This window comes from Nocardioides luteus, from assembly GCF_000960475.2.
Lineage (GTDB): Bacteria > Actinomycetota > Actinomycetes > Propionibacteriales > Nocardioidaceae > Nocardioides > Nocardioides luteus_A.
The window spans coordinates 69,110-82,488 of record NZ_JZDQ02000002.1 but is presented as its reverse complement, the minus strand read 5'-3'; the positions used below and the strand labels follow the sequence as shown (position 1 = coordinate 82,488).

13 protein-coding genes and 1 pseudogene are annotated in these 13,379 nt (G+C 71.2%); 11 read left to right on the top strand and 3 right to left on the bottom strand.

Features of this window, described 5'->3' with window-relative positions:
* The first annotated feature begins 4 nt into the window (after positions 1–4).
* Positions 5–397, top strand: coding sequence for a hypothetical protein (locus tag UG56_RS01725; protein WP_045547921.1), 393 nt, complete (start codon positions 5–7; stop codon positions 395–397).
* A 10-nt stretch (positions 398–407) separates the two neighbouring features.
* Here the strand turns inward: UG56_RS01725 and UG56_RS01720 are convergent, their stop codons facing one another.
* Entirely contained in the window at positions 408–872 is a 465-nt protein-coding gene (locus UG56_RS01720; protein ID WP_045547920.1) for an Lrp/AsnC family transcriptional regulator, read from the bottom strand.
* 84 nt (positions 873–956) lie between these two features.
* Between UG56_RS01720 and UG56_RS29085 the strand changes: the two are divergent.
* Positions 957–1,820 (top strand): annotated as a pseudogene (locus tag UG56_RS29085) (EamA family transporter); the annotation flags it as partial.
* A gap of 21 nt (positions 1,821–1,841) precedes the next feature.
* On the opposite strand, the gene aztA reads toward UG56_RS29085, so the two are convergent.
* On the bottom strand, positions 1,842–2,477 hold the full coding sequence (gene aztA, locus UG56_RS28750; protein ID WP_256206387.1) for a zinc ABC transporter ATP-binding protein AztA: 636 nt from the start codon (positions 2,475–2,477) through the stop codon (positions 1,842–1,844).
* A gap of 55 nt (positions 2,478–2,532) precedes the next feature.
* On the opposite strand from aztA, the gene aztB reads away from it, so the two are divergent.
* Genes aztB through aztD form a run of 4 tightly spaced genes read left to right on the top strand, consistent with a single transcriptional unit; the run spans position 2,533 to position 6,710 of the window.
* Entirely contained in the window at positions 2,533–3,420 is an 888-nt protein-coding gene (gene aztB / locus UG56_RS01710; protein WP_045547918.1) for a zinc ABC transporter permease AztB, read from the top strand.
* A complete protein-coding gene (locus UG56_RS01705) occupies positions 3,381–4,601 on the top strand; it encodes an ABC transporter (protein WP_045547917.1) in 1,221 nt (406 codons plus the stop codon). Before aztB ends, UG56_RS01705 begins: the two co-directional genes overlap by 40 nt.
* Entirely contained in the window at positions 4,598–5,515 is a 918-nt protein-coding gene (gene aztC / locus UG56_RS01700; protein ID WP_045547916.1) for a zinc ABC transporter substrate-binding protein AztC, read from the top strand. The genes UG56_RS01705 and aztC overlap by 4 nt, the downstream gene beginning before the upstream one ends.
* 13 nt (positions 5,516–5,528) lie before the next feature.
* Complete coding sequence (aztD, locus tag UG56_RS01695; protein WP_045547915.1) at positions 5,529–6,710, top strand: zinc metallochaperone AztD; 1,182 nt, start codon at positions 5,529–5,531, stop codon at positions 6,708–6,710.
* Between the two features lie 84 nt (positions 6,711–6,794).
* Here aztD and UG56_RS01690 read toward each other — a convergent pair whose 3' ends face one another.
* Positions 6,795–7,214, bottom strand: a complete 420-nt coding sequence (locus UG56_RS01690) for a MarR family winged helix-turn-helix transcriptional regulator (protein ID WP_045547914.1) — start codon at positions 7,212–7,214, stop codon at positions 6,795–6,797.
* Positions 7,215–7,298: 84 nt separating this feature from the next.
* Between UG56_RS01690 and UG56_RS01685 the strand changes: the two genes are divergently transcribed.
* From UG56_RS01685 to couO, 5 genes are read left to right on the top strand one after another with little or no spacing between them, the layout of a single operon-like run.
* Positions 7,299–8,063, top strand: coding sequence for a crotonase/enoyl-CoA hydratase family protein (locus UG56_RS01685; protein WP_045547913.1), 765 nt, complete (start codon positions 7,299–7,301; stop codon positions 8,061–8,063).
* Positions 8,060–10,039 carry an acetoacetate--CoA ligase gene (locus UG56_RS01680; RefSeq protein WP_045547912.1) on the top strand — a complete coding sequence of 660 codons (1,980 nt, stop codon included), beginning with the start codon at positions 8,060–8,062 and terminating at the stop codon, positions 10,037–10,039. Before UG56_RS01685 ends, UG56_RS01680 begins: the two co-directional genes overlap by 4 nt.
* A complete protein-coding gene (locus tag UG56_RS01675) occupies positions 10,036–10,935 on the top strand; it encodes a 3-hydroxyacyl-CoA dehydrogenase NAD-binding domain-containing protein (protein WP_045547911.1) in 900 nt (299 codons plus the stop codon). Before UG56_RS01680 ends, UG56_RS01675 begins: the two co-directional genes overlap by 4 nt.
* 32 nt (positions 10,936–10,967) lie before the next feature.
* Positions 10,968–12,482 (top strand): acyl-CoA synthetase, encoded by a 1,515-nt coding sequence (locus UG56_RS01670; protein ID WP_045547910.1) that lies wholly within the window; start codon positions 10,968–10,970, stop codon positions 12,480–12,482.
* The gene (gene couO, locus UG56_RS01665; protein ID WP_045547909.1) at positions 12,479–13,369 is read left to right on the top strand and encodes a 4-hydroxyphenyl-beta-ketoacyl-CoA hydrolase; all 891 of its coding nucleotides are present in this window, start codon (positions 12,479–12,481) and stop codon (positions 13,367–13,369) included. The genes UG56_RS01670 and couO overlap by 4 nt, the downstream gene beginning before the upstream one ends.
* Positions 13,370–13,379 lie beyond the last annotated feature (10 nt).

Below are 13,379 nucleotides of genomic sequence, written 5' to 3'. Positions count from 1 at the left end.
CGCGATGTCGAGCACGGGGAATGACATTCTGAGGCGCCGATCCCAGGCGGTCGCCGAGGCGGTCGCGTCCCGCTTCGCGCCGACGACCTACACCCAGGTGGACCGCGTCGGTCGCACCGAGGTGCGGTTGGAGATGCCGCATCACCTCGTCGAGTTCGAGCTGGACTGGATGGACGACCTGGTCGAGGTCTTCGTCCAGCCGCTGGGGTCGGGGAGACTTGCCCGGCGGCGGCTGGTCGGGATGCTTCCGGCCTACGACCGCGCGCTGTTCGAGAGCGAGACCAGGCGAGCGGTCGCTCGCGGCGGCCTGCGCGGCATGGCCGCCCAGATCGACGCCGCCGCGCGCGCGTTCGAGCGGCTCTACGACACCCCGGCCAGCCGCGAAGCCAGCTCCTGACCCCGGGCGGTCATCCCAGCGGCAGCGGGGAGCTCTCCTTGGTGTTGCCGAAGGCGAACGTGGTCTCGATCGAGGCCAGCGCGGGCATGGTCCGGAGGTTGTCGCGCAGGAACTGCTCGTAGGTCTCGAAGGACGGCGTGACGATCTTGAGCAGGTAGTCGTGGTCGCCGGCCAGGACGTACGCCTCGGTGATGTCGGGGATGGCGCGCAGGTGCTCCTCGACGGCCTCGACGGCGGCGTTGGTGTGGGTGGCCATCTTGATGCGGACGAAGGCGGTGATGTTCATGCCGACGGCGTGCGGGTCGATGACCGCGCGGTATCCGCTGATCACGCCGGCCTCCTCCAGGGCGCGTACTCGGCGCAGGCACGGCGAGGGGGAGAGGCCGACGCGGTCGGCGAGCTCCTGGTTGGTCAGGCGGCCGTTCTGCTGGAGCTCCCAGAGGATATGCTTGTCGGTGTCATCGAGGACGCGCATGGTGGCAGATTCTGCCACGTATCGACATGAAGGTGGCAGATCCGGCAATCATATGCGCCTCGGTTTTCCCTATCGTGGCGCTCCATGGGGATGCGACAGGAGAGCGGCACGCCAGCGCTGGCCGGGTGGGCTGCACTGGGGATGACGGTCGTGCTCTGGTCGTCGTTCGCGCTGAGCACGCGCGGCATCGGCGGGTCGAGCCTGACCGTCGCCGATGCCGCGTTCCTCCGGTTCATGACGCCGGTCGTGCTGCTCGCGCCGCTGCTGCCGAGCACGATCCGAGCCGTACGCCGCGAGCGGCCGCAGGTGCTCGCCCTGCTGCTCGTCGGCGGTCTCCCGCACTTCCTCGTCTTCGCGTTCGGCGCCCGGCTGACCAGTGCCGCGCTCACCGGGATGCTGGTCCCCGGCACGGTGCCGCTGTTCGTCACGCTGCTCGCGATGGCACGTGGCCGGGCCTCGCTGCCGCCGCGACGGTTGCTGGCGCTGGGGCTCATCACGGCGGGGGTCGCGGTGAGCGGGTTCCTGGTCGGCGGCGGTGCCTCGCTCGGCGGGGTCGGCCTGCTGCTCGTCGGTGGGTTCGCCTGGGCCGTGTTCACGACGGGCCTGCAGCGTACGAGCCTGACGCTCCTGCAGATGGTGCTGACGATCTGCACGGTCTCGAGCACGGCGGTGCTCGTCCTGGCGGTCTCCGGCGTGATGCCGTCGCACCTGCTCACGGGGACGGCCGAGCTCGGTGACGTCGTTGCCCTCACCGTCCTCCAGGGCATCGGGACCGGGCTGATGTCGACGCTCTGCTACGCCTTCTCCGTCAAGGCGCTCGGCAGCAGCCGCGCCTCGGTCGGTGGCGCGGTGAGCCCGGTGCTGACCGCGGTCGTCGCGGTGCCTGTCTTCGGTGAGCGGATCGGTCTCGGGCTCGCCGTCGCCCTGATGCTCATCGTGGCCGCCGTGGCCATGTTCAACGGGCCCGCATCACCCGACGATGCGGCCGTCCTCGAACCGGAGGACGTGGTCCGAGGCGGCGATGCTCTCCTCGTCGTGGGTGACGCACACGACCGTGGCCCCGCGGGCGGCCTCCTCGGCGAGGATCTCGCGGGTGCGCTGCCGGCTGGCGGCGTCGAGCCCCGCGGCCGGTTCGTCCAGGAGCAGGATCTCCGTGTGCTGGACGATGCCCTGAGCCAGTAGCGCGCGCTGGCGCTGTCCGCCGGAGAGCTCGCCGAACGTACGCTGCTCGAGGCCGGTCAGGCCGACGCGGTCGATCGCCTGCGCGATCGCCGTCTGCCGGTCGGCCCACCGGACTCGGCGGCCCCATGTGCCGATCGCGACGACGTCGCGGACGGTCACCGGCAGCGTGTCCGGGGTCGAGGGTCGCTGCACGACGAGGGCGAGCCTTCCTCGGCGGGTGATCGAGCCGCGCCGCGGGTTGCGTACGCCCGCGAGCAGCTCGACGAAGGTCGACTTCCCCGACCCGTTCGGCCCGGCGACGGCCGTGACCGTGCCGGGCGAGAAGTCTGCGCTGACCTCGTGGATCACGTCCTGACTGTCGTAGCCGAAGCAGAGGCCGTGGGCGGACAGGTGTGGGGTATCGGTCTGGTCGAGGGCGAGCACGCGCAGCACTATAGCAATTGGTAACCATTCTCATTAACCGCTAGAGTCCCGCCCCGTGTCACCGATCATCGAGCCGTTCCGGACCGACTTCATGCTGCAGGCGCTGGCCGGCGGGGTGCTGGTGGCGGCCATCTGCGGGGTCGTCGGCACCTGGGTCGTGATCCGCGGGATGGCCTTCCTCGGCGAGGCGATCGGCCACGGGATGCTCCCCGGCGTCGCCCTTGCGACCGTCCTCGGCGCCCCCGTCACGCTCGGCGGCGCGGCGAGCGCGATCGTGATGAGCGCGACGATCGGCGCCCTCCAGCGCCGGGGGCGGCTGACGTACGACACCAGCATCGGGCTGCTGTTCGTGGCGATGCTCTCGCTCGGCGTCATCATCATCTCCCACTCGCGCAGCTTCGCCACGGACGCGACGGCGATGCTGTTCGGCGACGTACTCGCCCTCGGGCCCGACGACATCACCGTCCTCGCGGTCGCCCTGGCGGTCACCCTGGCCGTCGCGCTCGGCTTCCATCGCGCGTTCGTCGCCTCGGCCTTCGACCCCCGGATCGCCGGTACGTTGGGCCTGCATCCGCAGCTGGCACAGGTGATGCTCGTCGGTCTGGTCACCCTCGCCGTGGTCGCGTCCTACCAGGCGGTCGGCTCGCTGCTCGTGATCGCACTGCTCCTCGCGCCGGCCGTGGCCGCCGGCCGGTGGACCAACCGGATCCCCACGACGATGGCCTGCGCCGCCGCCATCGGCGCGGTCGCTGTCCTCATCGGCCTGACCGCGTCCTGGTACGCGGGCACCGCCGCCGGTGCGTCGATCGCCTGCGCGGCCATCCTCGCCGCGGTCGTCTCCGGGCTGCTCCGCAGCGGTCTCGATCTCCTTCGACGTCTGTCCCCCACCTCCGAAAGGACGCCATGCACCGCAGGACACTCGCCGGCATCGTCACAGGGCTGACGCTGGCCGCCACGGGATGTGGCAGCACCGCCACCCCGGCCGATGACACGGACGCCGACCCCGGCTCCGGCAAGGATCATGGCGCCGTCGAGGGTGCGCGGGAGGTTGCCGAGCCACAGCTGCACCTGACCACGATCGACGGCACCGGCAACGTCGCCCAGCTCGACCTCATCGAGGGGAGCTCGGCGGAGGTGGGCCGGATCGGCGAGCCGAGCGCGGTCGCCTCCGACGGCCGCTATCTGTTCGCGACCACGGCCGAGGGCGTGGAGGTCGTCGACAGCGGGATGTGGACCTGGGACCACGGCGACCACTTCCACTACTACCGGGGCGAGCCGAGGCTGCTCGGCGCGGTGGAGGGTGAAGGCCCGGCGACGGTGGCGACCGGACCGCTGTCGACGGCCGGCTCGACCGGCGTGTATTTCGACGGGAGCGGAGATGCGGTGCTGCTCGACAACAAGGCCCTCGCCGGCGGCGAGGTGCGTGAACGGTTCCGGGTGGACGGCGAACCCCATCAGGGCCTGGTCGCGCCGCTCGGCAACGGCGCCCTGGTGACCGTCGCCGAGGACGGTGCGGTGACCGGGCTGCGCTATCACGGTGCCGACGGCGATCCGGCCGGGGCGCAGATCCCCTGCGCCCGGGCGAGCGGCACGATCACCACCAAGGTCGGTGTGGTCGTCGGCTGCGCCGACGGGGCGGTGCTGGCGACCGAGACTGACGGCCGGCCCGGCTTCGAGCGGATCGCCTACCCGAAGGGCATCGCCGCCCCGCGGGCGACAGCGTTCGACGGCCGCAAGAGCCGCCCGACCGTCGCGGCGCTGTCGGGGAGGACGGGCATCTGGCTGCTCGACACCCGCGAACGCACGTGGACCCACCTCGATGCGAGAACACCCCTGCGCCAAGTGGTCGCCGCCGACGACGAGGACGGACACGTCCTCGCGCTGGACACCGCCGGCCGGGTCCGCGTCCTCTCCGCCGAGGGCGGCAAGCAGCTCGCCGTGACCGAGCCGCTCGTCGACCCGAGCGACGGGGGAGTAGACCTGGTCGTCGACCAGGAGCGCGCCTACCTCAACGTTCCGGCCGAAGGAGTCGTCCACGAGATCGACTACGCCGACAGGGCACGGATCGCGCGGACGCTCGAGACGCCCACCGCGCCGGTGTTCTTCGCGGAGACGGGCCGATGAGGCGCCTGGTCGGAGGCGTGGTCGTCGCGATGACCCTCACCGGCTGCGCCGGAGCAGCCGACGGCGACGACCGCCCGCACATCGTGGTGACCACCAACATCCTCGGCGACGTCGTCGCCAGCACGGTCGGCGACGCCGCCCGGGTCACCACCCTGATGCGCCCGAACGCCGACCCGCACTCCTTCGAGATCTCGGCCCGCGAGGCCGCGACGATGCGCGAGGCCGACCTGCTCGTCTCCAACGGGCTCGGTCTCGAGGAGGGCCTCCAGCGCCACCTCGACCAGGCGGCCGAGGCCGGCGTCGAGACGTACGTCGCGGGCGAGCAGATCGACGTCCTCGACTACTCCGACGGCGACGCCGCGGGCACCCCGGACCCGCACTTCTGGACCGACCCGGCGCGGATGCGTGACGTGGTCGACGGCCTCGAGGCGGCGGCGAAGGACATCGACGGCATCGACGAGCAGGCCGTGGAGCGGGCAGCGGCGGCGTACGACTCCGAGCTCGAGGAGCTCGACCGGGAGATGACCGACTCCTTCGCGAGCATCCCGGAGAAGCACCGCAGCCTGGTCACCAACCACCACGTCTTCGGCTACCTGGCCGATCGCTTCGGGTTCCGCGTCGTCGGTGCGGTGATCCCGGGCGGGACGACCCTGGCCGCACCCAGTGCTGCGGACCTGCGCGAGCTGACCGCGGCGATCGAGCAGGCGGACGTACCGGCGATCTTCGCCGAGTCCTCCCAGCCGGACCGCCTCATCCAGGTGCTCGCCGACGAGGCGGGTGTCGACGTCGGGGTGAGCGAGCTGTTCACGGAGTCCCTGACCGAGAAGGGCGAAGGCGCTGACACCTACCTGACCATGATGCGCGCCAACACCGAGCGCATCACCAGCGGGCTCTCACCAGGGCCCACCGAGTGAAAGGCACACCCCCATGAAAACCCCACAGCATCGCGCCCTCCGGGCCGTCACGGCGGTGGCCGGCGTATCGCTGGCGCTCTCGGCGTGCGGCTCCACCGCCGAAGGCGAGGAGTCGACGACCACCGAGGCCGACAAGGGCAGCCGCCTCGCGGTGTCCTACGCCAACGGGATCGCCGTCCTCGACGGGAAGACGCTCGAGGTCGTCGACGAGTTCGAGACCGAGGAGTTCGTACGTCTCAACCCGATCGGCGACGGTCGCAACCTCGCCGTCACCACCAGCAAGGGCTTCCAGGTGCTCGACACCCGCACGCCCGAGCTGACCGACCTCGTCTTCCCGGCCGACACCGGCGGCCACGTCGTCCACCACGGCGACACGACGGTCCTCTACGCCGACGGCACCGGTGAGACGACCATCTTCGACACCGCCGCCCTGGGTGATGCCGGCAAGCTCCCGGAGACCACGACCTGGACCGCTCCCGAGGCGCACCACGGCGTCTCGATCGTGCTCGAGGACGGCACCCTGCTGACCACGGTCGGCACCGAGGAGAGCCGCTCGGGCGCGATCGCTCTGACGCCCAAGGGCAGCAGCTTCGAGCAGGTCGCCGCCAACGATGCCTGCCCCGGCATCCACGGCGAGGGCACCGCGGCCGGCGAGGCGGTCGTCTTCGGCTGCGAGGACGGCGCGCTCCTCTACCGCGACGGCGCGTTCGAGAAGCTCCAGGCGCCCGACGAGTTCGGCCGGATGGGCAATGCGTACGTCTCCGAGACCAGCCCGCTCATCGTCGGCGACTACAAGACCGACCCCGACGCCGAGGGCTACCTGCTCGACGCGGTCACGCTCATCGACACCGAGAAGAGCACCTTCAAGCCCGTCGCGCTCCCCGAAGGTGTCGAGTACACCTTCCGCGACGTGGCGCGCGGCCCGGAGGACCTGGCCTACGTCCTCGCCACCGACGGCTCGATCCATGTCCTGGACCCCGCGACCGGCGAGATCACCGACGAGTACCCGGTCGTGAAGCCCTGGGAGGGCCCGGCCGAGTGGCAGGACCCGCACCCGGCGATCAAGGTGAGCGGCGACATCGCGTACGTCACCGAGCCCGCCGCCAAGACGGTCCACGCCGTCGACCTCACGACTGGTGAGATCACCGCCTCCGTCGAGCTCGACGAGCAGCCGAACGAGATCGCGGTCACCTGATCTCACCGAGCGCCGAGTCGGCGCGTCTGTCCCAAGCCTCCCTCGGACCTGGGACAGATGCGCCGACTCGGCCGCTTTCGCGCGTCAGGACAGGGCGCGGCGGGCGGTGTCGAGGAACGTACGGAAGGCCTTGCGGTCGTCGGGGCCGAGGTCGGCGAGCATCTGCTCCTCGAGCTCCTCGACGCGCGGGTCGTAGGTGTCGAGGAAGGTGCGGCCCTCGGCGGTGAGGCTGATCAGCATCCGGCGCCGGTTGTCGGGGTCGGTGCGGCGCTCGATGAGGCCGCGGCGCTCGAGGGCGCCGATGAGGTCGGCGGCGGACTGGGCACGTACGAACGACGCGCGGGCGAGGTCGGCGGCGCTCATCGTCGGGCGGCGCTCGAGCACGGAGAGCGCGGTGTACTGCAGGGCGGTGACCCCTGATTCCTTCAGCACGGCGTCGAGGCGGGCCCGCGTGGCGAGCTCGAGCTGCTTGACGACGTAGAGCAGCAGGGGCGCATCGGTCATGCGGTCATTCAAGCATCGCCGCGCTTGCGAGGGACGCGTACTTCTGCGATTATCAGGATTCCTGTCAATCACGAGGAGTTCATCATGCCCCTGCGAGCCGAGCGCATCGACGACATCGCGGTGCTGACCCTCGCCCGCCCGGCGAAGCGGAACGCGCTCAGCGACGAGGCCGTGCTCGGGATCGAGCGGTTCTTCGACGGGCTAGAGCCGGACGTACGCGCCGTCGTCATCGACGCGGACGGCGACCACTTCTGCGCCGGGCTCGACCTCGCCGAGATGACCGAGCGCGACACCCTCGCCGGGGTCACCCACTCGCGGATGTGGCACCGGGTCTTCGAGAAGATCGAGTTCGGGCCGGTCCCGGTCGTTGCGGCGCTGAAGGGCGCCGTGGTCGGGGGCGGGCTGGAGCTCGCTGCCGCCGCGCACGTCCGGGTCGCGGAGGAGTCGACGTTCTACGCCCTGCCCGAGGGACAGCGCGGGCTCTTCGTCGGCGGCGGCGCCTCGGTCCGCGTCCCACGGCTCATCGGGGTCCCGCGGATGGCCGACATGATGCTGACCGGGCGACGCTACGACGCGCAGGAGGGGCTGGCGCTGGGCCTGAGCCAGTACGCCGTGGCCGATGGTCTCGGCCGCAAGACCGCCCTCGAGCTGGCCGGCCGGATCGCCCAGAACGCGCCCCAGACCAACTTCGCCGTCGTCCAGGCGCTGCCGCGCATCGCCGAGGCCAACCCCCGGGACGGCTTCCTGATGGAGTCGCTGATGGCCGCGATCGCTCAGGGGACCGACGACGCCAAGGGCCGGATGCAGGACTTCCTCGACGGCCGCGGCAAGAAGGTGACGGACCAGTGAGCATCGAGCAGGGTGACGTCGTCTGGTCCCCGCCTGCGGACATCCTCGAGACCTCCCGGGTCGGTGAGTTCCTGGCCTGGCTCGCCCGCGAGCGCTCGCTGGAGATGACCACTCATGAGGAGCTGTGGCGGTGGTCGGTGACCGACCTCGACGGCTTCTGGTCGGCGGTGTGGGAGTTCTTCGGGGTGCGGGCGCACGCTGCGTACGACACCGTCCTCGCCTCCCGCGAGATGCCCGGCGCGCGCTGGTTCCCGGGCGCGACCCTCAACTACGCCGAGCACGCGCTCGGCACCGACGAGGACCTCGACCGGGTCGCCGTGCTCGGTCGCTCGCAGACCCGCGACGACGTCGAGCTGACCTTCGGTGATCTGCGCGACCAGGTGGCCCGGGCGCGGGCGGCGCTGAAGAGGCTGGGCGTACGCCGCGGCGACCGCGTCGCCGGCTACCTCCCCAACATCCCCGAGGCCCTGGTCGCCTATCTCGCCACCGTCAGCCTGGGTGCGACCTGGGCGAGCTGCGCCAGCGAGTTCGGGCCGCGCAGCGTGATCGACCGCTTCGCGCAGATCGAGCCGGTCGTGCTGCTCGTCGCCGGTGGCTACCGCTACGGTGCCAAGGACGTCGACCGCCGGGAGCAGGTGGCCGAGATCCGGGCCGAGCTGCCGTCGGTACGACAGGTGATCGACGTGGAGTACGGGGCACACCGGGTGGATGACACCCTCTCCTGGACCTCGCTGCTCGGCGAGGAGGACGAGGCGGAGCTCGCCTTCGAGCCGGTGCCCTTCGACCATCCGCTGGTGGTTCTCTTCTCCTCCGGCACGACCGGCCGGCCGAAGGCGATCGTCCACGGCCACGGCGGGATCCTGCTCGAGCACCTCAAGAACCACGCGCTCTCGTGGGACATGGGGCCCGAGGACCGGATGCTCTGGTTCTCCACGACCGCCTGGATGATGTGGAACGCCCTGGTCTCCTCGCTCCTGGTGCGCTCCTCGATCGTCATGGTCGACGGCAACCCGATGCACCCCGACCTGACCTGGCAGTGGCGGCTCGCGGCCTCGACCGGGGCGACGATCATGGGTGCCAGCCCGGGCTTCGTGATGGCCTGCCGCAAGGAAGGTGTCGAGCTGAAGGACCTCGGTGACCTGCGGATTCGTGTCCTCGGCTCGGCCGGGGCGCCGCTGCCGCCGGAGGGCTACGCCTGGCTCGCCGACCAGCTCCCCGACGCTCAGATCAACGTCGGCAGCGGCGGCACCGACGTCTGCTCCGGCATCGTGCAGAACAACCCGCTGCTCCCGGTCTACGCCGGCGAGATCTCCGGCCCCTGCCTCGGCGTCGACGCCCACGCCTACGACGAGTCCGGCCGCCCGGTCACCGGCACCCTCGGCGAGCTGGTCATCACCTCGCCGATGCCCTCGATGCCGGTCGGCTTCTGGGGCGACACGGACGGTTCCCGTTACCGCGAGGCCTACTTCGACCACTATCCCGGGGTCTGGCGCCACGGCGACTGGATCCTCTTCCACGACAACGGCAGCTGCCACGTCGCCGGCCGCTCCGACGCCACCCTCAACCGCGGCGGCGTACGCCTCGGCACCGCCGAGTTCTACCGCGTCGCCGAGGAGGTGGACGGTGTCGCCGACTCGCTCGTCGTCCATCTCGAGGACCCCGACGGCGGCAACGGCGAGCTGCTGCTCTTCGTCGTCACCGACGAGGGGTTCCGGCTCGACGACGCGCTTCGCGCCCGGCTGGTCGGCGCGCTGCGCTCCTCGCTCTCCCCGCGGCACATCCCGGACCAGGTGATCGAGGTGCCCGCGGTGCCGCGCAACCTCACCGGCAAGAAGCTCGAGCTGCCGGCCAAGCGCATCCTGCAGGGGGTCCGCATGGAGGACGTCGCCAGCCGAGACGCGCTCGCGAACCCGGACTCGCTCGACCCGTTCGTCGCGCTGGCGAGGTCCGGCGCCCTGCAGAAGGTGGACGCATGAGAAGCGGTGACAGCGTTCGTACGCTCGGGGTCGTCGGCACCGGCGCGATCGGCGTCAGCTGGGTGGTCCTCGGGCTCCAGCACGGGCTCGACGTCGTCGCCTGGGACCCGGCCGACGGTGCCGAGGAACGGCTGCGGGCGCAGGTCCCGGAGGGTGGGCTGCGGTTCGCGGACGGCCTCGAGGAGGTCGGCGCGGCCGCCGACCTGGTGCTCGAGAGCGGACCCGAGCGCCTCGACGTGAAGCGCGAGATCTTCGCCGCGCTCGACGAGGCGGCACCGGCTGACGTACTGCTGACCAGCAGCTCCTCGGGGCTGATGCCGAGCACGTTCCAGGACGCGTGCGCGCACCATCCGGAGCGGGTGCTGGTCGCCCATCCGTTCAACCCGCCGCACCTGGTGCCGCTGGTGGAGGTCGTCGGAGGTGCGGCGACGAAGCCTGAGGCCATCGAGGCGGCCCTGGACACCCTGCGCCACCTGGGCAAACGCCCCATTCACATCCGTCGCGAGGTGCCCGGGCACGTGGCCAACCGGCTCCAGGCGGCGCTGTGGCGCGAGGCCTACCACCTCGTCGACCAGGGCATCGTCTCCGTCGCCGACATCGACACCGCGATCGCCGACGGGCCGGGGCTGCGCTGGTCGCTGCTCGGACCCTTCGCGACCCAGCACCTCTCCGGCGGTCCCGGCGGGCTCGGCCATGTGCTCGAGCACCTCGGCCCGCCCATGGTCGAGTGGTGGGACGACCTGGGTCACCCCGAGCTCACCGCCGGCTTGGTCGAGAAGCTGGTCGACGGGGTCGACGAGGAGTTCGACGGCACCTCCGCCGAAGACCTGGTCGCGCGCCGCGACCAGGCGCTGCGGCGACTGCTGGAGATCAAGACCGACCTCGGGCTCGGCTGACACCCGAGCCCACGAGACGAACGAGGATCGACATGTTGGACAGCGGCATCGGATCGTGGCCCGCCCGCCGGGCCCGGATGACCCCTGGCGCGCGGGCGTTCGTGCAGGACGACGCAGTGGTGACGTACGCCGAGGTCGACCGCCTTGTCGAGGCGGTCGCCCACGGGCTGCGTGCGCGCGGCGTCGCAGCCGGCGACCGGGTCGCCTTCCTCGGCCTGAACTCCATCGAGCTCGCGGTGACGCTCTTCGCCACCGCGCGGCTGGGGGCGGTCTTCCTGCCGCTCAACACCCGGCTGGCGCCGCCCGAGCTGGCCTGGATCCTGAACGACGCCGAGCCGGCGCTGCTGATCCACGCCGACGACTTCCAGGAGGCGGTCGCGACCCTCGACCTGCCGAGGCATCGGTTCACGGCCGCCGGCGGACACGGGCTGGACGCCCTGGCCGTCGAGTCGGCGGGGGAGCGGATCGACGTCGAGGTCGGCTTGGACGACGTCTTCATGATCCAGTACACCTCCGGCACCAGCGGCCGCCCCAAGGGCGTGATGTTGACGCACGGCAACATCGCCTGGAACGCGTTCAACCTGCTCGTCGACGTCGACATCCGATCGGACGAGATCGCCCTGGTCACCGCACCGCTGTTCCACACCGCCGCGCTCAACCAGGTGCTGCTGCCGACCTTCCTCAAGGGCGGCACGTCCCTGATTTCGGCCCGCTTCGACCCGGCCACGGCGATCGCGACCATCGAGCGGGAGCGGGTCACGCTGCTCTTCGGTGTCACCTCGATGTACCAGGCCCTCGCCCAGGAGCCGACCTGGGCGACCGCCGACCTCGGCAGCCTCCGCTCGGCGCTGAGCGGCGGCGCGCCGATCCCGCGCACCCTCCTCGACACCTGGCAGAGCCGCGGCCTGCACATCATCCAGGGCTACGGCCTCACCGAGGCCTCCCCGGGGACGACGATGCTGCGGGCCGGCGACGGCCTCGAGAAGCTCGGCTCCGCCGGCACCCCCTGCTTCTTCACCGACGTACGTGTCGTCGCCCCCGACGGCGAGGACGCCACCCCCGGCCAGCCGGGTGAGGTGCACGTCAGCGGTCCCAACGTGACACCCGGCTACTGGCACAACGGCGCGGCGACGGACGCCGCCTTCGACGGGCCCTGGCTGCGTACGGGCGATGTCGCGGTCCTCGACGACGACGGCTTCCTCTACGTGGTCGACCGGGTCAAGGACATGTTCATCAGCGGCGGCGAGAACGTCTACCCGGCCGAGGTCGAGCAGGCCGTCTACACCCACCCCGACGTCGCCGAGGCCGCCGTCATCGGCGTCCCCGACGAGCGCTGGGGCGAGGTGGGACGAGCCGTCGTCGTACGCCGCCCCGACTCCGCGCTCACCCAAGCTGACCTGCTGAAACACCTCGACGGACGGCTCGCCCGCTACAAGATCCCCAAGGCCGTCGTCTTCGTCGACGAGATCCCGCACAACGCCTCCGGGAAGCTGCTGAAGTCCCGGGTGCGCGAGCTGTACGGCACCCCGGAAGGACCCATCCGATGACCCGCTACGAGCCCCGTATCGACACCGGCGCGATCCAGGCCCTCGACATGCACACCCACGTCGAGGCCGACCACCACGGCCACCTCTCGCTCGACCAGGAGCTGATGGACGCCTCGGCGGCCTACTTCCGCGGCGACCACCCGCGCACCCCGACCGTCGACGACCTCGCCGCCTACTACCGCGAGCGGACCATGGCCGCGGTGATCTTCACCGTCGACGCCTCGACCGGCCTCGACCACCCGCCGCTGTCGAGCGAGGAGATCGCTGAGCGCGCGACCGAGCACGCCGACGTGCTGATCCCGTTCGGCTCGGTCGACCCCCGCAAGGGCGACGCGGCCGTGAAGCAGGCCAGGAGGCTGGTCGAGGACTACGGCGTACGCGGCTTCAAGTTCCATCCCGGCCTGCAGGCCTTCTCGCCCGCCGACCCCGAGTTCCGCCCGCTCTGGGCGACACTCGACGAGCTCGGCGTGATCGCCCTGTTCCACACCGGACAGACCGGGATCGGCGCCGGCCTCCCCGGCGGCCGGGGGATCAAGCTGCGCTACTCCGACCCGCTGCTCCTCGACGACGTCGCCGCCGACTTCCCCGACCTGCAGATCGTGATGGCCCACCCCGCCGTCCCCTGGGTCGACGTGCAGATCTCGATCGCCAGCCACAAGGCCAACGTGCACATCGACCTGTCCGGCTGGTCGCCCAAGTACTTCCCGCCGCAGCTGGTCAAGCAGCTCAACGGCCCGCTGCGCCACAAGGTCCTCTTCGGCTCCGACTTCCCGGTGATCACCCCGGACCGCTGGTTCGCCGACCTCGAGAAGCTCGAGATCAAGGACGAGGTCCGCCCTTTGCTGGTGAAGGACAACGCGATCCGGCTTCTCGGACTGGGATCCTGACCATCGGGAG

Bases quoted from the DNA above. Each gene is read 5' to 3' on its own strand.
- UG56_RS01725 (WP_045547921.1), top strand. From the start codon at position 5: ATGTCGAGCACGGGGAATGACATTCTGAGGCGCCGATCCCAGGCGGTC.
- UG56_RS01720 (WP_045547920.1), bottom strand. From the start codon at position 872: ATGCGCGTCCTCGATGACACCGACAAGCATATCCTCTGGGAGCTCCAG.
- UG56_RS01705 (WP_045547917.1), top strand. From the start codon at position 3,381: ATGCACCGCAGGACACTCGCCGGCATCGTCACAGGGCTGACGCTGGCC.
- aztC (WP_045547916.1), top strand. From the start codon at position 4,598: ATGAGGCGCCTGGTCGGAGGCGTGGTCGTCGCGATGACCCTCACCGGC.
- aztD (WP_045547915.1), top strand. From the start codon at position 5,529: ATGAAAACCCCACAGCATCGCGCCCTCCGGGCCGTCACGGCGGTGGCC.
- UG56_RS01690 (WP_045547914.1), bottom strand. From the start codon at position 7,214: ATGACCGATGCGCCCCTGCTGCTCTACGTCGTCAAGCAGCTCGAGCTC.
- UG56_RS01685 (WP_045547913.1), top strand. From the start codon at position 7,299: ATGCCCCTGCGAGCCGAGCGCATCGACGACATCGCGGTGCTGACCCTC.
- UG56_RS01675 (WP_045547911.1), top strand. From the start codon at position 10,036: ATGAGAAGCGGTGACAGCGTTCGTACGCTCGGGGTCGTCGGCACCGGC.
- UG56_RS01670 (WP_045547910.1), top strand. From the start codon at position 10,968: ATGTTGGACAGCGGCATCGGATCGTGGCCCGCCCGCCGGGCCCGGATG.
- couO (WP_045547909.1), top strand. From the start codon at position 12,479: ATGACCCGCTACGAGCCCCGTATCGACACCGGCGCGATCCAGGCCCTC.